At 41.5% G+C, this 18,753-nt stretch carries 16 protein-coding genes and 2 tRNA genes; 6 read left to right on the forward strand and 12 right to left on the reverse strand.

Annotation, left to right across the window (positions count from 1 at the left end; translation table 11 throughout):
- From proB to QZ076_RS04920, 3 genes are read right to left on the reverse strand one after another with little or no spacing between them, the layout of a single operon-like run.
- Positions 1-1,086, reverse strand: coding sequence for a glutamate 5-kinase (gene proB / locus QZ076_RS04910; protein WP_293710831.1), 1,086 nt, complete (start codon positions 1,084-1,086; stop codon positions 1-3).
- 14 nt (positions 1,087-1,100) lie between these two features.
- Positions 1,101-2,756 carry an AMP-binding protein gene (locus QZ076_RS04915; RefSeq protein WP_293710832.1) on the reverse strand — a complete coding sequence of 552 codons (1,656 nt, stop codon included), beginning with the start codon at positions 2,754-2,756 and terminating at the stop codon, positions 1,101-1,103.
- 16 nt (positions 2,757-2,772) lie between these two features.
- Positions 2,773-3,327: an XRE family transcriptional regulator gene (locus tag QZ076_RS04920; RefSeq protein ID WP_293710834.1), complete on the reverse strand. Its 555-nt coding sequence runs from the start codon at positions 3,325-3,327 to the stop codon at positions 2,773-2,775.
- A gap of 249 nt (positions 3,328-3,576) precedes the next feature.
- Here QZ076_RS04920 and QZ076_RS04925 point away from each other — a divergent pair, with 249 nt between their 5' ends.
- A complete protein-coding gene (locus QZ076_RS04925) occupies positions 3,577-4,044 on the forward strand; it encodes a helix-turn-helix domain-containing protein (RefSeq protein ID WP_293710836.1) in 468 nt (155 codons plus the stop codon).
- A 429-nt stretch (positions 4,045-4,473) separates the two neighbouring features.
- Here the strand turns inward: QZ076_RS04925 and QZ076_RS04930 are convergent.
- The 4 genes from QZ076_RS04930 to QZ076_RS04945 form a co-directional block, all read right to left on the reverse strand.
- Positions 4,474-4,546, reverse strand: a tRNA-Gly gene (locus QZ076_RS04930).
- Between the two features lie 51 nt (positions 4,547-4,597).
- Positions 4,598-4,680 (reverse strand) — tRNA-Tyr (locus tag QZ076_RS04935).
- Positions 4,681-4,735: 55 nt separating this feature from the next.
- The gene (gene ribH / locus QZ076_RS04940; protein WP_028726985.1) at positions 4,736-5,218 is read right to left on the reverse strand and encodes a 6,7-dimethyl-8-ribityllumazine synthase; all 483 of its coding nucleotides are present in this window, start codon (positions 5,216-5,218) and stop codon (positions 4,736-4,738) included.
- Between the two features lie 79 nt (positions 5,219-5,297).
- Positions 5,298-5,981 carry a tetratricopeptide repeat protein gene (locus tag QZ076_RS04945; protein ID WP_293710837.1) on the reverse strand — a complete coding sequence of 228 codons (684 nt, stop codon included), beginning with the start codon at positions 5,979-5,981 and terminating at the stop codon, positions 5,298-5,300.
- Positions 5,982-6,117: 136 nt separating this feature from the next.
- On the opposite strand from QZ076_RS04945, the gene recF reads away from it, so the two are divergent.
- Both recF and QZ076_RS04955 read left to right on the forward strand, forming a co-directional pair.
- A complete protein-coding gene (recF, locus tag QZ076_RS04950; RefSeq protein WP_293710838.1) occupies positions 6,118-7,221 on the forward strand; it encodes a DNA replication and repair protein RecF in 1,104 nt (367 codons plus the stop codon).
- Positions 7,218-7,511: a DUF721 domain-containing protein gene (locus tag QZ076_RS04955; protein WP_293710840.1), complete on the forward strand. Its 294-nt coding sequence runs from the start codon at positions 7,218-7,220 to the stop codon at positions 7,509-7,511. The genes recF and QZ076_RS04955 overlap by 4 nt, the downstream gene beginning before the upstream one ends.
- On the opposite strand, the gene QZ076_RS04960 is transcribed toward QZ076_RS04955, so the two are convergent.
- From QZ076_RS04960 to QZ076_RS04975, 4 genes are all read right to left on the reverse strand, one after another.
- Positions 7,501-7,986, reverse strand: a complete 486-nt coding sequence (locus tag QZ076_RS04960) for a 5-formyltetrahydrofolate cyclo-ligase (protein WP_293710910.1) — start codon at positions 7,984-7,986, stop codon at positions 7,501-7,503. The genes QZ076_RS04955 and QZ076_RS04960 overlap by 11 nt on opposite strands.
- The gene (locus QZ076_RS04965) at positions 7,979-9,700 is read right to left on the reverse strand and encodes a S41 family peptidase (protein WP_293710842.1); all 1,722 of its coding nucleotides are present in this window, start codon (positions 9,698-9,700) and stop codon (positions 7,979-7,981) included. The genes QZ076_RS04960 and QZ076_RS04965 overlap by 8 nt, the downstream gene beginning before the upstream one ends.
- Before the next feature lie 12 nt (positions 9,701-9,712).
- On the reverse strand, positions 9,713-10,147 hold the full coding sequence (locus QZ076_RS04970; protein WP_293710844.1) for a dCMP deaminase family protein: 435 nt from the start codon (positions 10,145-10,147) through the stop codon (positions 9,713-9,715).
- Between the two features lie 84 nt (positions 10,148-10,231).
- Positions 10,232-12,307 (reverse strand): M3 family metallopeptidase, encoded by a 2,076-nt coding sequence (locus QZ076_RS04975; RefSeq protein ID WP_293710846.1) that lies wholly within the window; start codon positions 12,305-12,307, stop codon positions 10,232-10,234.
- Between the two features lie 454 nt (positions 12,308-12,761).
- Between QZ076_RS04975 and QZ076_RS04980 the strand changes: the two genes are divergently transcribed.
- From QZ076_RS04980 to QZ076_RS04990, 3 genes are read left to right on the forward strand one after another with little or no spacing between them, the layout of a single operon-like run.
- A complete protein-coding gene (locus QZ076_RS04980) occupies positions 12,762-14,696 on the forward strand; it encodes a glycogen debranching enzyme N-terminal domain-containing protein (protein ID WP_293710848.1) in 1,935 nt (644 codons plus the stop codon).
- A 12-nt stretch (positions 14,697-14,708) separates the two neighbouring features.
- Positions 14,709-15,971, forward strand: a complete 1,263-nt coding sequence (locus QZ076_RS04985; RefSeq protein WP_293710850.1) for a glycosyltransferase — start codon at positions 14,709-14,711, stop codon at positions 15,969-15,971.
- Positions 15,972-16,001: 30 nt separating this feature from the next.
- Entirely contained in the window at positions 16,002-17,303 is a 1,302-nt protein-coding gene (locus QZ076_RS04990; protein ID WP_293710851.1) for a glycoside hydrolase family 57 protein, read from the forward strand.
- 78 nt (positions 17,304-17,381) lie between these two features.
- Here the strand turns inward: QZ076_RS04990 and QZ076_RS04995 are convergent, their stop codons facing one another.
- Positions 17,382-18,740 carry a DUF4270 domain-containing protein gene (locus tag QZ076_RS04995; RefSeq protein WP_293710912.1) on the reverse strand — a complete coding sequence of 453 codons (1,359 nt, stop codon included), beginning with the start codon at positions 18,738-18,740 and terminating at the stop codon, positions 17,382-17,384.
- Between the last annotated feature and the right edge of the window lie 13 nt (positions 18,741-18,753).

An 18,753-nucleotide genomic window follows, 5' to 3' on the forward strand; every position in this document is an offset into this window, starting at 1 on the left:
TTAGTCCAGGTATAAGTAATCGTAGTGAACAAGCGGCTTCAAATCTCGTTGACCGATCAGACCGGTAGCTTCCCGGCTATCGTATCCGGCACACCCGACACCGATCTGTACGCCTTCTTCATTGATGATCTTTACAATATCATTCTTTTCGAAGTCTCCGATGATAGCGGTGACACCTACCAGTAACAGGCTGGTGGCCTTACTACCGGTCAGGGCTTCCTCTGTTCCCCGATTGATATGTATCTCTCCTTTGGCAAAGCCTTCGGAGTGAGCGATCCATTTCTTAACACTGCTGACAGGTTTGGCTGTTGGTATAAAACGTGTGCATACAGTTTGACTACCTTTAGCCAGTAACGCAGGCAGGATATTCTCCTTCTTGCCATTTGCAATGATCACGGTGATACCTTCGTCTGCTACTTTCTGTGCAATAGTACATTTGGTCAGCATGCCGCCACGTCCGAAAGAGGACTTGCTTGTCTGTACATATTCTGAAAGATCCTGTTTGCCACCGTCAATCTCCCGAATGACCGTTGCTGCCGGATCGGCCGGGTTGCCGTTATAGATACCGTCGATATTACTCAGGATAATAAGTGCATCCATCCCCATCATGGTAGCGATCAGGCCGGACAACTCGTCATTATCGGTAAACATCAGTTCTGTAACGGATATTGTATCGTTTTCGTTTACAATGGGTATCACCTTGTTGTCAAGCATTACCTCCATGCAATGTTTCTGGTTGAGGTAATGCGTGCGGCTACCAAAGTTCTCCTTTGTCGTGAGAACCTGACCGCAAGCGATTTTATGTTCGCGGAATAACTCGAAGTAACGGTTGATCAATTTGGCCTGTCCTACTGCTGAGTAGAGCTGGCGGGCAGAGACGGCATCGAGCTTCTTTCCGGGTTTTACTTCGCTTCTTCCGGAGGCTACTGCTCCGGAAGAAATTAAAACCACTTCTACTCCGTGTCGATGTAATTCCGCGACCTGATCGACTAATGCCGACATGCGCGTGACATCGAGGGAGCCGTCTTTTCTTGTCAGTACGTTACTTCCTATCTTTACTGCTATCCGTGTAAACTGATATGTCATTTTCGTGTAATCTTCTATTTCTTATCTTTATCCCTGATTTCCACACGACGGATCTTTCCGCTGATGGTTTTAGGCAATTCTTCGACAAATTCAACTACACGGGGATATTTATATGGAGCTGTAACACGTTTTACATGATCCTGTAACTCTTTGATCAATGCTTCGCCTGCCTTGTCCTTGTAATCCTTCGCCAGTACAATTGTTGCTTTTACCACTTGTCCACGAATTTCATCAGGTACACCTGTAATCGCACATTCAACAACGGCCGGGTGTGTCATCAGTGCGCTTTCCACTTCGAAGGGGCCGATGCGGTAACCGGAACTTTTAATCACATCGTCAGCACGGCCGACAAACCACAGATAGCCATCTTCGTCACGCCAGGCAACGTCGCCTGTATAATACATGCCATCATGCCAGGCTTCGTGAGTCAGTTCGGCATCGCGGTAATATTCTTTGAACAGACCGATCGGTTTACCTTGGGTCGTATGTATAACGATTTGTCCCTGCTCGCCGTCTTCTGCGCGACTTCCGTCCGGGCGGATCAGATCTACATCATATTGTGGGTTAGGTACACCCATAGAACCGGGTTTCGGTTCCATCCATGGGAATGTAGCAACTGTCAGTGTCGTTTCCGTCTGGCCGAATCCTTCCATCAATTTGATGCCTGTCAGTTTATAGAATGCTTCAAATACGGCTGGGTTCAGTGCTTCACCGGCAATTGTGCAATATTGCAGGGATGAAAGATCGTACTTCGTCATGTCTTCGCGGATCAGAAAGCGGAAGATCGTAGGAGGTGCACACAAAGAGGTGATTTTGTAATCCTGGATCATCTGCAACATATCGGCAGGAGTGAACTTCTCATGATCGTAAACGAATACGGTCGCCCCGGCAATCCATTGTCCGTATAGTTTTCCCCAAACAGCTTTTCCCCAACCGGTATCGGCGATAGTCAGATGGAGGCTGTCACGATGCAGATTGTGCCAGAAACTACCGGTTACGATATGCCCCAGCGGATAAGTGAAATCGTGTGCCACCATTTTCGGATTACCAGTCGTTCCGGATGTAAAATACATCAATGAAATATCATCATTGCTGTTTGGATGAGACGGGCGGACGTATGGAGCAGCACTCTCGATCCCTTTATGGAAATCTTCGAAACCTTCCGGTATTTCCGGTCCTACGGAGACTAATTTCTCAATAGTCGGAGATTCCGGCAGTGCATCGATAATATGTTTGGTGATAATATCTTCGCCGGCACAAACGATCATTTTTATATCGGCTGCGTTATTACGATAGATAATATCTTTTTTTGTTAACAAGTGAGTTGCCGGGATAACGACTGCTCCGAGTTTGTGTAATGCAATAATAGAGAACCAAAACTCATAACGACGTTTCAGTATCAGCATTACCATATCGCCGTGGCCAATACCCAGTGACTGAAAATAAGAGGCTGTCTGATCGGTATACTTTTTCAGTTCGGCAAATGTGAAGTCGATATGTTCACCTTGATCGTTGGTCCAGCATAATGCTTTTTTGTTGGGTTCTTCTGCAGCCCATGCATCTACTACGTCATATCCGAAGTTGAAATTTTCCGGAACTTTTATTTTGAAGTTATTGATAAAATCTTCCTGCGACGTGAAAGTCGTCTGATCTAAGAATCTTTCTAACATAATTAAATTTTTCGTTTTAAAGTATTATAGCCAGAAAACTGACCTTTTCTCCGTCCAGAGCTTTCATGCCGTGTGGCAGCTCAGAGTTGAAATATATACTGTCGCCTTCTTCGAGGATTAGTTTCTTGTTATTGATCTGAAGGAGCATGCGGCCTTTTAATACAAGATTATATTCCTGTCCTGGATGTGAGTTCAGATAGATAGGCTCTTCTTCCGGTTTGGGATGAACGGTAACCATGAACGGATCAGCTTTACGTCCTGCAAATCCGGCAGCCAGCGATTGATATTTGTAGGCTTTCGTTCGTTCTACAGTGATACCTTTACCTTTACGCGTGATGAAATAGGTACTCATCTTGGGTTCATCGCCAAACATCAGCGTGGTAAGTTCCACTCCGTAAGCTTGCGAGATTTGATGTAATATGCTAACTGAAATATCAACTGTACCACTTTCCATCAGTAAGTATTGCTCGGTGGTCAGATTGCATACCTTAGCCATTTCTTCGGGGCTGATTTCTAATGCATCCCGAAGTCCTGCCAGGCGTTCTGCTATTTGTTTTATCTGTTCGTTCATCTCTGTGGATTATTATTATATTTATGTTGCCCCAAAGTTATAAATAAAAAGCAAAATGACTACGAAAATATGGGATAGAATGATATTTAGATATTTTCTTTGGAAATGAAAATGTTAAATCTTATATTTGTTTAAGTATGGGGATTGAATTTGTTATTGTCGAATCTAAATCTAATATATCGAGATATAGTTTTTACCTTAAGCTTACTGAGTCTACCCCTACAACATTTTGATTAATACAGTAAACGCATGAATGAAAAATCTAAAATTCGTTTCCTCAAAATAGAACATCCAAACTTGTGTATTCTAATATTCCTTTTAAATGGGAATATACCTTGTTTTGAAGTCCTAGAGTTTTCTAATAATATACAAGATGTAGAAGTCTATAATAAGATTCATAAATATGTAGTGACAGAAAGGCATTTTCTGGATAAAGATATAACCGTAAATACAATTGTTCGTCAATGTGATGTCAAGAAAAAGTTATTGAATAAAATTCTTCGGTTAAAAGAAAATCTGGCTTTTCATGGCTACATAAACAAGCAGCGTGTTATTTATGCAACAAATCTATTGCTGGACCCTTCTAACAAGCTGATTGAAGTAGTAGCAGAAGAAGCCAGTTTTAATAATTCCCGGACATTCGTGCGTAATTTCAAAGCTGTATATAATATGACTCCAAGTGAATATCGGAACCGTTATGGATTAAAGAAATGCTGATTTTACTTATAAACAGTTCGTCGATAGGACAAAAACGATTTTGTCCTATGGTGGGTTGATAATGTCTTATACGTGCCTTGTATTTCTTTGGACGGCGTCTTTTTTTGTCGTTTATTTGCATCAGAGAAAGAGATAAAAGTAAAAAGTGTTATAGCGCATATTGAAATGAGTAGGCATACCTTAATCTATGAAGAAGAAAAGAAGAAGGGATTCTTCTTTCAGGTAGTCCGATAGAGACGTTTGTTGGACTACCTTTTCTAAGAAAGTGGAGCCTATGGAAAGGTTTGCGTTTTGATGGAGGTTGATCAACCGGTTTTTTTGATTTTTCATAATGGTTAAGTTTTAGTTAAATCGAAAAAGTCCCGGCTTGTGAAAGTCGGGACTTTTGTATATAAAAAAGGATAACTTTTCGATTATCCTTTTCTTGAGAGCGGAAGACGGGGCTCAAACCCGCGACCCTCAGCTTGGAAGGCTAATGCTCTATCAACTGAGCTACTTCCGCAATTTTAATTCTTTCACGAACCAATTCTCGTTTTGAATTGTTCTTTAGTAGTGGGCAGTGATGGATTCGAACCACCGAAGTCGAAAGACAGCTGAGTTACAGTCAGCCCCATTTGGCCACTCTGGTAACTGCCCCTATTATTTTCAATTGCAGTGCAAAGGTACGATTATTTTTGAAACCTGCAAGTGTTTACTCGGAAAAATGTATCATTTTTAATGCAGTTACTGCGGCTTCATCTCCTTTATTTCCGTACTTACCGCCTGCGCGATCCTCTGATTGCTGCATGTTGTCGGTAGTTAACAATCCGAAAATGAATGGAATATCATACATTAAATTCAGCTCGGTGATACCTTGTGTGACACCAGAACAAACATAATCAAAATGTGGAGTATCGCCTCTTACGACACATCCTAAAACGATAACGGCATTCACATCTTTTGTTTCCGCCATACGTTTTGCACCGAAAGTCAGTTCGAAGCTACCCGGAACACGTTTTACGTATATGTTTTCCGGTTTGACACCATGTTTTTCCAGTGTGTTACATGCACCTTCCAGTAATTTTTCTGTGATGTGCTTGTTCCACTCTGCAACTACAATTCCGAAGGTCATTTCTGAGCCATCCGGTACGCTGTTGAAGTCGTAGTCTGATAAATTTTGATAAGCTGTAGCCATAACTTTGTATTTAAAAAATAAAAGGATGCCTTTTTTGATGAGACATCCTCTTGTTATTGTTTATATCGTACGATTCATATTATTTAGCAGCAGAAGCACGGGCGATATATTTATCGATGTCGGCTGCTTCCATTGAGTTGAAATATTTTTCTTTAATCGTAGTGTATGCTTTAACAGCATCGCTGTATTGTTTTTGGTTTTCATAAGCGATACCAGCCTTTTTCAGATAAACAGGACTGATTACCTCGTTGTCTGCTTTATTGGCAGCTTTTTCGAAATAGCTGATACCTTCTTTAATGTTACCCATATTTACATAGCAGTCACCGATCAGACCGATGATAGCCGGAGAAATCATGTTGTCGTCTCCACTGAATGATTTCAGTTTGTCTAATGCTTTTTCAGTGTCACCCATCTTAAAATAACAGATACCTGCATAAGCTTTAGCCAGGTTTCCGGAAGCAGTACTTCCATATTGGTCGATGATACCTTCGAAACCTTCATAGTCTGCACCATTACCGTTCAATGCCAACGCGAAAGAATCTTTAGCAAAATATTGTTCTCCTTTAAATATAGCAGCGGCTGCTTTCTTTTGCTGAGGAATCATGTAACCGTGTTTAATTCCCAAAACAGCTCCAACAACGAGTGCGATAGCTATAATTCCGTAAATGATCTTTTTTGAATTGTTTTCAATAAACTGCTCCGACTTCGAAACAATTTCTTCTACTTCTAACTCCGTGTTGGTGTTTTTTTCCTTAGTAGCCATAATGTGTTATAGTTATTTATTATTTTATCCTGATTTTATGCCAATGGCAATTCAAAGCGCAAAAGTAGTTTTTTTTACTGATATAATCTATACTTAGAAGTATATTTTTTAATTTTGTACGATTAATACGGTACAGATGATACTCAAAAAGCTTTCTATTCTTAATTATAAAAATATTCTTCAGTCGGAAGTTGCCTTTTCGCCCAAAATGAATTGTTTCTTTGGAAATAACGGGATGGGAAAGACAAACCTACTGGATGTTATCCATTATCTTTCGTTTTGCAAAAGTCATGTGAATACTCCTGATAGTCAAATAATAAACAATGACCAGGATATGTGCGTGATTCAGGGTGAATATGATTATGAAGGAAGGGGGGAGGAGATTTTCTGTGCGATCCGCCGTCGCCAGCGGAAACAGTTCAAACGGAATAAGAAAGAATACGATAAGTTGTCGGAGCATATCGGCTTTTTGCCTTTGGGGATGGTTTCCCCTGCCGATTCGGATCTGATCCAGGGAGGAAGTGACGAGCGCCGCCGTTTTCTGGACCTAATCATTTCGCAACAGGATAAACAGTATTTACATGCATTGATCCAATACAATAAAGCTTTGCTCCAACGGAATATACTCCTGAAGAATCAAAGCATGGATGCCTCGCTTTATGAAGTACTCGAGATGCAATTGGGTATGTATGGACGGATGGTTTTCGAAAAACGCCAGTTGTTGGTGGAAAGCTTTATCCCGATCTTCAATGAATATTATCAAACGATCTGCCGCTCTTCGGAAGTGGTTGGTTTGCGTTATATCTCTCAACTGGCCGAGAAAGACTTGCCGGAACTATTGGCAGCCAACAGAGAGCGTGATCGTATTTTAGGATATACATCCAATGGTATCCATAAAGATGAACTGGAAATGACATTGAATGAGCACCTGATCCGTCGTGTCGGTTCACAGGGGCAGAATAAAACTTACCTGATAGCCCTGAAGCTTGCCCAGTTTGCCTTTTTAGCTCAAAAAGGACAGACTATTCCGATCTTGCTTCTGGATGATATTTTCGATAAACTGGATGCTGCACGTGTGGCAGAGATTATCAAGCTGGTGGGCAACGATAGCTTCGGCCAGATATTTATTACCGATACTAACCGGAAATATCTGGATGAAATCTTGTTGGCGATGAATCACGATTATGCTTTGTTTAGGGTCGAGCAAGGGGAAGTACAACCGATGGAGGATCCGGAATGAAACGACGCAATGCACAGACAATCGGCGAAGTATTGAGAGATTTCTTCGAAGATAATACGGAACTTTACGAAAATATACTGGAGATCCGTGTTCAGCGTGCCTGGAAAGAAGTATTAGGCCCCATGGTTATGCAATATACGCGTAATATATATGTACGCGACCATATATTATATGTATCGCTTACTTCTTCTGTGCTGCGGAGCGAATTGACTTTATGTCGCGAACGGCTGGTGAAGAGTTTGAATGAGTATGCCGGAGCGACAGTTATTCAGGACATTGTTATCCGGTGATGATCTCTTTCTCTGTGATGACCATGTCCATTTTCTTGTCGAAAGATTCGACCGGAATAGATTTTTGCATTTGAAAATCGAAACAAATGCCGATTTTAGGTGCTTGTATGGTCGATAATAGCCGGTCGTAATATCCTTTTCCACGTCCCATGCGATTCAGTTGACGGTCGAAAGCCACGCCCGGTACAATGATCAGGTCTACATCCGATTCTGTAACTGTTGTCTCTGTGTCTATGGGTTCCGGAATGCCGAAGACTCCGGGTTTCAGGCTGTCTTTGCCTTTATAAGGCAAAAGACATAGGTCGTCGCCGACTATCAGCGGGAGCAGAATTAGTTTTTTGTCGAACCATTTTTCAAGAAAAGCCGCTGTCTGGACTTCTCCGGAAATGGAGTAGTATAAAGCAATGCAAGAAGCTTGCCGGAAGAGTTCAGTCTCTTCCAGCCGCTTCAATATCTTTTCTGAAAAGTCAAGCAGTATAGTCTTCTCGTACGATTTCTTTAGCGAGGCTATATCTTTTCGAAGCTGTTGCTTGGCTATCTGCAATTCCTTTGTCTGCATTCTCTTTCTCTATTGTAGGAACGGATTTCCCTTCATTTATAATCTGGATGGCACGTAATAAGGTTGGATCGTCTTTCAGAAAGATCGGATAGAATCCGGCTTCATCGAAGAAGTTCCGTACAATATATGCCTGTAGTTGGTTTTCGATCAGTTTACCTGATATGTTGATCAGGGTTGGACGTTTCTTAATACCTTTGGATGCAGCAAAGTTTGTGAAGTCGTAAAGTAGAGGCTGCGACTGCAGGTATTTATACAGATCCTGATAAGTAGTAAAAGAAGATAACTTTTCACGGTTCTTATCTGAATATTCGAGTGCATACAGGTAAAGTGTTCCACTGTTTACAATACTTGTAAAGTAAGTAGTGATACCACTGGTGTCACGCGGGATGAAGATATCCGGCATAATGCCACCACCACCGTATACGGTTCTACCTATCATTGTATGATATTTTTCCGTATGTGTATTTTTGATACTGTCTGCAGAGTCGAATTCACCATGGATGAAGCGGTTATAGAGATCTTGATCATAATCGGCAGAGTCCCCCATCTTATAATCTTTCTGGATGCTTCGTCCCGAAGGTGTATAATAACGGGCAATTGTCAATCGAATTTCCGAACCGTCACTTAGCTTGATCGGCGATTGAACTAATCCTTTACCATAGGTACGGCGGCCGACAATCAGTCCGCGGTCGTTATCTTGGATGGCACCTGAGAAGATTTCGCTGGCAGAAGCCGAGAATTCGTCTGTCAGAACAACGATCGGGGCTTCTTTGCAGGTCCCGGTTCCGTTTGTATAGACATCGTTACGCGGGAAAGCTTTCCCTTCGGTGTAAACGATCAGTCTTCCTTCAGGCATAAACTCGTTGACCATGTTGATCGCTGCATCCATATATCCACCAGTATTTCCACGTAGGTCGATGACGAATGAATTACATCCCGCTTCTTTCAACTTGGCAATCGCTGTGATGAATTCGTTATATGTAGTTCGTCCGAATTTGCTGACTTTGATATATCCCACTCCTTTGCTGACTTCGTAAGATACATCGACAGAGTTGACTGGAACATCGCCACGTGTTACATCGAAGTAAAGCAGGTCGGGGGTGTCGCCACGTTTTACTCCCAGTTTCACGGTACTGTTCTTTGCCCCACGTAATGTACGCATAATCTTTGCCTGGCTGGTACTATTGCCAGAATAAATCGAGTCGTTTATCGTAATGATACGGTCGAATGGAAGAAGTCCTGCTTTTTCAGCCGGCCCTCCGGTTATCACACTGATCACAAGGATCGTGTCTGTCTGCATATTGAAGGATACACCGATGCCGCTGAACGAACCTTCCAGGTCTTCGTTCACGATGGATGCATCTTCGGCAGAGATATAAACGGAGTGAGGGTCCAATTCGCTGAATATTTTCGGGATAGTTCCTTCCACCAACTTACCCATATTGACGGTATCGACATATTGTTCGTCGATAATATCGAGTATGGCATTTATTTTATTGCCGCTGGAAAACATCCGGCGTTTGCCGTTTTGTGTAAGAGAAAGATAATGGTTCCCGATAAAGATACCGAGAGCAATACTTGCTGCAATAATAACAGGCAACCAGATGGTCAGCCTTCTGTTCTTGTCCATAAAAACGTATATTTATTCGTTTATATCAATGTATTCTATGCTAATACCGGCTCGCTGTAATAAATTACATCCGTCTTCCATGCGGTATTTTTCAGAATATACAACACGTCTGATACCTGATTGGATGATCAGCTTGGCACACTCTATGCAGGGGGCTGAAGTTACATAAATCGTAGCTCCCTTACTACTGTTCGAAGATGCTGCAACCTTTGTTATCGCATTCGCCTCGGCATGTAGTACGTAGGGTTTGGTTACGTTGTTTTCATCTTCACAGATATTTTCAAAACCGGCAGGTGTACCGTTGTATCCATCGGAAATGATCATCTGGTCTTTAACTATCAGTGCTCCGACCTGACGTCGTTTACAATACGAATTTTCAGCCCAGACTGCGGCCATCCGCAAGTAACGTTTATCTAATTCATATTGCTTCTCTGTTTTTTCGCACATTGTTTACCTGATTTATCCTTGTTTATTTAGCCTGCAAAGGTAAATATAATTGATTTAACTATGGTATGTTTAGCTATTTTTATATCAAATGCTATTTCCTTTCGGCTCAGCCTGTTTGATACCGTTTCTTATAAGCAGAGCGTCTATTGTAGGCTCCTGTCCGCGGAAGCGTTTGTACAATACGGCTGGGTCTTCTGTTCCTCCCTTTGATAAGATGTTTTCGCGGAATGAACGGGCTACTTCCTGATTGAATATTCCGTTTGTTTTGAAAACCGAAAAAGCGTCAGCATCCAACACTTCCGCCCATTTATATCCATAATATCCGGCAGAGTAACCTCCTGAGAAGATATGTCCGAAACTGCTACTCATTAGTGTTCCGGTAACTTCCGGTATGATTACGGTCTGTTTCCAGGCCTGTTTCTCAAATGCTACGATATCTCCCTCGAACGGAGCGGTCTGTGTGTGCCAGGCCATATCGAGCATTCCGAAACTTAACTGGCGGCAACAGAAATAACCAGTATTGAAGTTGGAAGCATCTATCAATTTCCGAATAAGTTCCTGTGGTATTTTTTCTCCTGTTTCATAGTGTACGGCTATCTGGTCCAGAAATTCTTTTTCAGTAAGCCAGTTTTCCATGATTTGAGAGGGCAATTCTACGAAGTCGCGGTATACGTTTGTTCCGGAGAGGCTGGCGTATTTCCCTTTGGCGAACATTCCGTGCAGTGCGTGCCCGAATTCGTGAAGAAGCGTGTTTACTTCATCGAAAGTCAGTAAAGATGGTTTTGTTTCGGTTGGGCGCGTGAAATTCATTACTATAATGATCTGCGGACGGCTGTCGGTTCCATCGGCTTCGTGATACTGTTCTTTTATATTGTTCATCCAGGCCCCCGATTGTTTACCGTCGCGAGGATGAAAATCGGTGTAAAGGATGGAAAGAAATTTTCCATCGGCATCATATACTTCGTAAGCATCTACTTCCGGATGATATACCGGGATCTCTTTGTTCTCTTTGAATGTGATGCCATATAGTTGTGTAGCAAGTCCGAAAACACCTTTTTTGACATTCTCCAGTTTGAAATAAGGACGTGTCATTTCATCGTTCACATCAAAACGGATATTTTTTAGTTTCTCAGAATAGTAGCTCCAGTCCCAGGGCATGACGGTGATGTTCTCTTTTTCACTTCCCATCGCAAACCCCTGTACGGCATTATATTCGTTGATCGCTGCCGGTTTGTAGGCTTCTAATAATTGGTTTAGCAGGTTGTAGACGGTTACCGGGTTTTTAGCCATCGTATGCTTGAGTGAGTATTCCGCATAGGTGTTGTAACCCATCAATCGGGCAATCTCCAACCGGATGTTGACGATCTGACGGATAATTTCCTTGTTGTCGTATTCATCCCCTTTATTACCGACACTCATATATTCCCTGTACATGGCTTCGCGTAAAGGACGGGAGGACGCATAACGCATGAACGGAATGTAGCTTGGAGCAGTCAGGTTGAACAACCAGCCTTCTTTCCCCTTTTCTTTTGCACGGTGAGCCGCGGCTTCACGTATACTTTCGGGAAGACCGTCGAGATCTTTCTCGTTGGTGAGTAGTAACTCATATCTGTTTTTATCTTTCAGCGCATTCTGGTCGAACGTCAATGAGAGGATACTCAGGTCTGTACTTAGTTTACGATATTTTTCCTTGTCTTCCGAATTCAGATTTGCTCCACGGACAGAGAATGATTCGAATGTTTCTTCCAATAGTTTGGCATCTTCGGTAGAAAGGTTGAGCCAACCTTTTTGGTCATAAATGTTTTTTACCCGTGAAAATAACTTTTCGTTTAGAAAGATATTGTTGGAGCTTTCCGATAATTTCGGGGATATCCTTTGTGAAATATCCATCATCTCGTCGTCGGCTTCTGCATTCAAAACATTGAAGAAGGCGGAACTGACTTTGTTCAGTAATCTGCCGCTTCGCTCTAAAGCAATGATCGTGTTTTCGAATGTGGCAGGCTGTTCGTTCTCTGTGATAGCCTGTACTTCGTTGTCGAGTTGTTTGATCCCTTCGTCGAAAGCCGGTTCATAATGTTCGATTTTTATTTCGTTGAAAGGTGGAGTCCCAAAAGGTGTATTGTATTTTAAGAAAAACGGATTATGAGTTGTTTGTGTCATATTTCTTATACGTTATATATTAAATAGTGAATCTTGTCGGATGTAACCGATTTCTTTTCCGGCACAAAGATGGAAAAAATACCTGTGTTACTGAATAACTCCCCTCTATATTTATTTTCTCAGGAACAGAATGACAATGACATTGCAATAATGCTATCATTAGGTCCCTGCTTTTGTTTTATAACCTCCGATAGTCTGTTTTTGTTGTCTATATTTCCATATGTATTAATAGCTGGTTTTAAGTTTTTAACAACTGTTCATGTGTTTGACAACACATTCACGGAAGTCCTTAATTTTCTAAGGGATTATTTATCAATCATTTCGGAGTTATAAAAAAACTCAGTTTCTAAATAAATATGAAAGCTGATTTGTTTTTTTAGTTTTTAAGTGATACTTTTGGTCAGTATATCGTATCATTTTCATTATATAAGCATAAACTTAAAACCAAATACATATGAGTTATCTTAAATTTGACAAGACAGTAATGATAAACCTGGAGGAATCGTTGACTCGAGAGGTGCTCCGAACCAATAGGACCGGGGCATATCATTGTACAACTGTTGTTGATTGTAATACGCGAAAATACCACGGATTGCTCGTTATGCCAGTCCCTGAGATAGACGATGACAATCATGTTTTACTATCATCTCTGGATGAGACCGTAATTCAGCATGGTGCAGAGTTTAACCTGGGCTTACATAAATACCAGGGGGATAATTACAGCCCCAAAGGACATAAATACATCCGCGAGTATAGTTCAGACACCGTTCCACGTACACTCTACCGAGTTGGTGGCGTTATTTTTTCGAAAGAAAAAGTATTCTCTCTGTATGAAAACCGGATCATGATCAAGTATACGCTTGAAGATGCTCATTCGGCAACAACACTCCGTTTCCGTCCTTTCCTTGCTTTCCGTAGTGTGAAATCGCTGACACAGGCAAATGGCAATGTGAATCAGTCTTACACAGAAGTTCCGAATGGTATAAAGACCTGCATGTATCACGGATATCCCGAACTATATATGCAGTTCAATAAAAAAGTGAAATTTGTATATGAACCTTATTGGTATAACGGAATAGAATATCCAAAAGAACAGGAAAGAGGTTATCCTTATAAAGAAGACCTGTATGTTCCCGGTTATTTTGAAATACCGATCAAGAAAGGTGAGTCGATCATATTCAGTGCCGGAGATGGTCCGGTGGCAACAACACGTTTGAAGAGTTTGTATGAAAACGAGGTAAATGCCCGTACGCCGCGTACCAGCTTCTTTAACTGTTTGAAAAACTCTGCACAGCAATTTTATTTCCGTCCAAAAGAAGATGATGCCTATCTGCTGGCAGGTTATCCTTGGTTTAAAGTAAGAGCCCGCGATCTGTTTGTCGCACTTCCGGGATGTACATTGTCGATCGATGATCCGGTACGTTTCGAAAAGATTATGCATACCGCTATGCCGGCTGCAAGAGCTTATATGAATGAGAATAGGCTGGATTCAGTAATCCGTGAGATCGATGAACCGGACGTGTTCTTATGGGCTATATGGGCCATCCAGCAGTACGCTAAAGATACAAGTCTGGAACGTACCAAAGAACTTTATGCCAGTTTTATAAATGAGATACTAGAGTTTATATCCAGTCAGAAACATCCGGATATGAAGGTGATGGATAACGGGTTGGTATTCGCCAATGGCCGCGATAAAGCAATTACCTGGATGAACTCCACCATTAACGGTAAACCAGTTGTGCCCCGTTCCGGTTATATTGTAGAGTTTAATGCATTGTGGTATAACGCCCTCTGTTTCTATACAGAACTGATGGGAGGAGCACCGATTGAAAAGTATGACAAGCTGATCAAAGCAATGGATACATCATTCAAAGACACTTTTGTGAATGGTTACAATTACCTATTCGATTCTGTGAATGGTTCCATCGTTGATTGGAGTGTACGCCCCAATATGATTTTTGCTGTTTCATTGCCTTATTCTCCACTGACGCGAATACAGAAACGCAGTGTTGTCGATATCGTAACAAAAGAATTGCTTACACCTAAAGGACTGCGTTCACTCAGTCCGAAAAGTGAAGGCTATAAACCCTACTATGTTGGTCCGCAGTATGAACGCGACCTGGCTTATCATCAAGGTACTGCCTGGCCGTGGTTACTGGGAGCTTATCTGGAAGCCTATCTTCGCGTATTCGGAAAGAGCGGTGTCTCTTTTGCAGAACGTATGTTGATAAGTATGGAGGATGAAATGTCATTGCATTGTATTGGTACGATACCAGAATTGTTTGATGGTAATCCGCCGTTTACCGGACGCGGTGCTATTTCGTTTGCAATGAATGTAGCTGCTATGCTCCGAGTTGTGGATTTATTGAAGAAGTATAACGCCGAATAAAAAGAGTACCAGATGAAAGCATTGATGTTTGGATGGGAATTTCCTCCTCATATCCTGGGAGGATTAGGAACGGCTAGTTATGGCCTCACAAGAGGTATGGCTATGCAGCCGGATATGGATATAACCTTTTGTATTCCGAAACCCTGGGGGGATGAAGACCAGAGTTTCCTGAAAATTATAGGAGTTTGTAATGTTCCGATAGTATGGCGTGATGTAGACATGGAACATGTGAAAAATCGCTTGTCCAAGTTTATGGATCCTCAAAAGTATTACGAGTTTCGTGATCATATCTATGCCGATTTTACGTATCGGAATGTGAATGATCTGGGTTGTATGGAGTTTTCCGGACGTTATCCGGATAATCTGCTGGAAGAGATCAATAACTATTCGATCGTCGCCGGTGTAATTGCCCGTACAGAACAATACGATGTGATCCATGCGCACGACTGGCTGACTTATCCTGCCGGTATACATGCAAAAAATGTCAGTGGGAAGCCGATGGTGATCCATGTGCATGCAACCGACTACGACAGAAGTCGTGGAAATGTAAACCCCGATGTTTACGCGATAGAAAAGAATGGTATGGATAATGCGGACCATATCATTACCGTTAGTAACCTGACGCGCCAGACGGTGATTGAAAAATATCACCAGGACCCGGCAAAAGTTACGACAGTGCATAATGCGGTAGAGCCATTGAGCCCTGAGATTCTGGCAATTCCGGATAAAAAGGGTGTGAAAGATAAAGTAATCACTTTCCTGGGTCGTATCACGATGCAGAAAGGGCCTGAATATTTTGTGGAAGCAGCCGCCAAGGTATTGGCAAAAGCTCCTAAGACACGCTTTGTGATGGCTGGTAGCGGCGATATGATGGATAAGATGATCCGTCTGGCTGCAGAACGTAATATCTCCGATCGTTTCCATTTTACTGGGTTTATGAAAGGAAAACAGGTATACGAAGTATTGAAGGCGAGTGATGTGTATGTGATGCCATCCGTTTCGGAGCCTTTCGGAATATCTCCGCTGGAAGCCATGCAGTGTGGTGTTCCTTCTATTATCTCTAAACAGTCCGGTTGTGCAGAAATCCTGGATTATGCTGTAAAAGTAGATTACTGGGACATTGAAGCCATGGCGGATGCTATGTATTCAATCATTTCCTATCCGGCTATGCATGAATTCTTGAAAGTGGAAGGAAAGAATGAGGTAGATAATATTAAGTGGGAATATGCCGGACAAAAAGTTCGCCGTATCTATGAACAAGTGATTAATAAATAACGACAAGACAAAAATTAAAACAACTATATTATGAAAACGATCTGCTTTTATTTTCAGATACATCAGCCATTCCGCCTGAAAAGATACCGTTTCTTCGATATCGGTAACGATCATTATTACTATGATGATTTTCAGAACGAAGAGATTATGCGTCGTATAGCCGAACGTTGTTATCTACCTGCCAATAAGGCTATCCTGGAAATGATCAAAACGAGTGGAGGTAAATTTAAAGTGGCCTTCTCTATTTCCGGTCTTGCTTTGGAACAGATGGAAATTTATTCTCCGGAAGTGATCGATAGTTTTAAGGAACTGGCTGCTACCGGCAATGTTGAGTTCCTGGCTGAAACATATGCTCATTCTTTGGCTTCTTTAGGTGATAATACCGAGGAATTTGAAGATCAGGTTAAGAAACATAAGGAAAAGATACATGATTTGTTTGGAGTTAAACCGAAGGTATTCCGTAATACGGAATTGATTTACTCGGATGATATTTCGGATGTAGTATATAAGATGGGCTTTAAAGGTATGTTGACAGAAGGTGCAAAACATATTCTGGGATGGAAGAGTCCGAACTATATGTATAGCTCCTGCGTTCAGCCTCAGTTGAAACTATTGCTTAAGAACGACCGTTTCAGCGAAGATTTGTCCTTACGTTTCAACAACTATAACTGGAATGAATATCCATTGACAGCCGATAAATATATGTCGTGGATTGCAGCAACACCAGATTCGGAACAGATCATCAATCTGTTTATGAATTATGAGGTATTAGGATCATTGAATCCGGCTGAAACCGGCATCTTTGATTTCTTCAAAGCATTGCCTCGTTTTGCAGCGGAGAAAGGAATCGGATTCTCTACACCGTCGGAAGTGTTTGCTTTGTTGAAACCGGTCGATGCAATCTCTGTACCTTACCCCATGTCATGGGTTGACGAAGAGAAAGATTGTAGTTCTTGGTTAGGAAATGTCCTGCAGCAGGAAGCATTCCGCAAGATTAACAGTATCAGTGAACGTGTTCGTCTGGTAGAGGAGCGTCGTATCAAACAGGATTGGAACTATCTGCAAAGTAGTGATCACTTCTTCTATATGAGCACTAAGCACGGTGGAAGCGGCTTTAGCCCGTATGATAATCCTTATGATGCATTTAATAACTATATGAATGTATTGTCAGACTTTATCGTTCGCGTAAATGGACAGTTCCCGGAAACAATCGAAAATGAGGAGCTAAACTCTTTGCTTACTACGATCAAGAATCAGGGAGAAGAAATAGAAGGGCTTCAGAAAGAACTTGAAAAACTTAAGAAGAAAGCCTCAAAGAAAAAAGAAGCCTAATAGAATAGTGGATAATAAAAAAAGCGAATCGAAACGATTCGCTTTTTTTATTTCTTGATATTTACGTATTTGAAAAATCTACTTATAGTCGGTTGTTGTAACTACAATCTTCATTGCATCTTGCGTCTTAAGCAACTTTACTCCTGATGGAAGCAAGTAGTTGTTTAAAGCGGCTGTATAATATGTTGTCTGACCATAATAGTTTTGTGATTGACCTACTACACGATCTACGGGGACAAGAAGTAGAACCATATCCTTTTCCGGATTATTCTTTATATGTTCCTGCATCAGATTTGATATATTATCAAAATTATATGATCGATTACTGCTTGAATATTCTGCACGAAAAGCCGTTTTACTATCTTCGATCTTATTATTGACAAAGAAAGTTGCCAAAGAGTCTTTCGGAAGTAATAATAAATTGGCAGGAGCAGTTAAAGCCCATTGCCAATTTTCCTGTGGCAATGCTTTTATTGTCAAAGGAATGTTGTTGATTATACGATCACCAATCTTTTCAGCAATATCTTTAGCTGGAATAGTCAACTGGGTATATACGCCTGCTGGAGTTTTCAGATAAGCGATTGAATCATCCGGTTGTAATAACGGAGTCAGGTCGGTATTCTCAAATCGGTTCAACTGCAATACTTCCTTCGTTACATTGAATGTTTCACTTGCATATGCGGTTGAGTCCTGATTCTGACTTCCTTTTAGATTGTATTTATAATAAATCGATATGGAAGAGTAACTAATCTGGAGGATATTTCCACTACCATACGTATTTGTTACGTATAAACCAGGGAAGAACTTGTTGAAATTCTCCTGACTGCTGAATGTTCCGGGGTTATTGATTGTTTCATCGTAAAACTTCTGTCCAAATTCTCTTGGCATTCGGATCGTTACGGTTGGAACATAATCGTCGTCATTTCTGACACTGTCAGGAACTGCACCATGCGCAGTATATGTCTGCATACCCAAAGAATTCTGCATATCACAGTAGTCTGACGGATCGATGTTTGTGTAGAAATCTCTTTCCAGTTGTTTGTCGACCTGATATATTTGAGCACGCATTGGAGTCAACGAGTCTCCAACCCATGATCCGCTATAATATATGATCTTAAAATCGACCGAATCGATCTGTCCGTTGATAGGTTCTTTCTTGAATTTGAAGTCTGACGGACAGTAGAACTGACAGATATAATCAGATTTCACATTACCATACAACGGATCATAAAATTCGCCGAGTAGTCCACTAGTAGTTCTTGCATATACTGAATCCATCAACAAGGTTGTCGCTTGCATCTGAAAAGTATCTACATATACAGGCATTTTGTCTCCGCCGGGCTGAATAGTCGAGCCAACCAGATTCAAATCATCACTACACCCACTCAGGATTGTTATTCCTAAGCCCAGGCCAATTAATAAAGGCTTGATCTTCATCATTTTTCTCTCA

The organism is uncultured Parabacteroides sp. (assembly GCF_905196875.1).
In the GTDB taxonomy this organism is placed as follows: domain Bacteria; phylum Bacteroidota; class Bacteroidia; order Bacteroidales; family Tannerellaceae; genus Parabacteroides.

Coding starts and splice junctions, on each gene's coding strand:
- recF (WP_293710838.1), top strand. CDS start 6,118: ATGATACTCAAAAAGCTTTCTATTCTTAATTATAAAAATATTCTTCAG.
- QZ076_RS04985 (WP_293710850.1), top strand. CDS start 14,709: ATGAAAGCATTGATGTTTGGATGGGAATTTCCTCCTCATATCCTGGGA.
- proB (WP_293710831.1), bottom strand. CDS start 1,086: ATGACATATCAGTTTACACGGATAGCAGTAAAGATAGGAAGTAACGTA.
- QZ076_RS04970 (WP_293710844.1), bottom strand. CDS start 10,147: ATGTGCGAAAAAACAGAGAAGCAATATGAATTAGATAAACGTTACTTG.
- QZ076_RS04945 (WP_293710837.1), bottom strand. CDS start 5,981: ATGGCTACTAAGGAAAAAAACACCAACACGGAGTTAGAAGTAGAAGAA.
- QZ076_RS04955 (WP_293710840.1), top strand. CDS start 7,218: ATGAAACGACGCAATGCACAGACAATCGGCGAAGTATTGAGAGATTTC.
- QZ076_RS04990 (WP_293710851.1), top strand. CDS start 16,002: ATGAAAACGATCTGCTTTTATTTTCAGATACATCAGCCATTCCGCCTG.
- QZ076_RS04975 (WP_293710846.1), bottom strand. CDS start 12,307: ATGACACAAACAACTCATAATCCGTTTTTCTTAAAATACAATACACCT.
- QZ076_RS04915 (WP_293710832.1), bottom strand. CDS start 2,756: ATGTTAGAAAGATTCTTAGATCAGACGACTTTCACGTCGCAGGAAGAT.
- QZ076_RS04965 (WP_293710842.1), bottom strand. CDS start 9,700: ATGGACAAGAACAGAAGGCTGACCATCTGGTTGCCTGTTATTATTGCA.
- ribH (WP_028726985.1), bottom strand. CDS start 5,218: ATGGCTACAGCTTATCAAAATTTATCAGACTACGACTTCAACAGCGTA.
- QZ076_RS04995 (WP_293710912.1), bottom strand. CDS start 18,740: ATGAAGATCAAGCCTTTATTAATTGGCCTGGGCTTAGGAATAACAATC.
- QZ076_RS04925 (WP_293710836.1), top strand. CDS start 3,577: ATGAATGAAAAATCTAAAATTCGTTTCCTCAAAATAGAACATCCAAAC.
- QZ076_RS04920 (WP_293710834.1), bottom strand. CDS start 3,327: ATGAACGAACAGATAAAACAAATAGCAGAACGCCTGGCAGGACTTCGG.
- QZ076_RS04980 (WP_293710848.1), top strand. CDS start 12,762: ATGAGTTATCTTAAATTTGACAAGACAGTAATGATAAACCTGGAGGAA.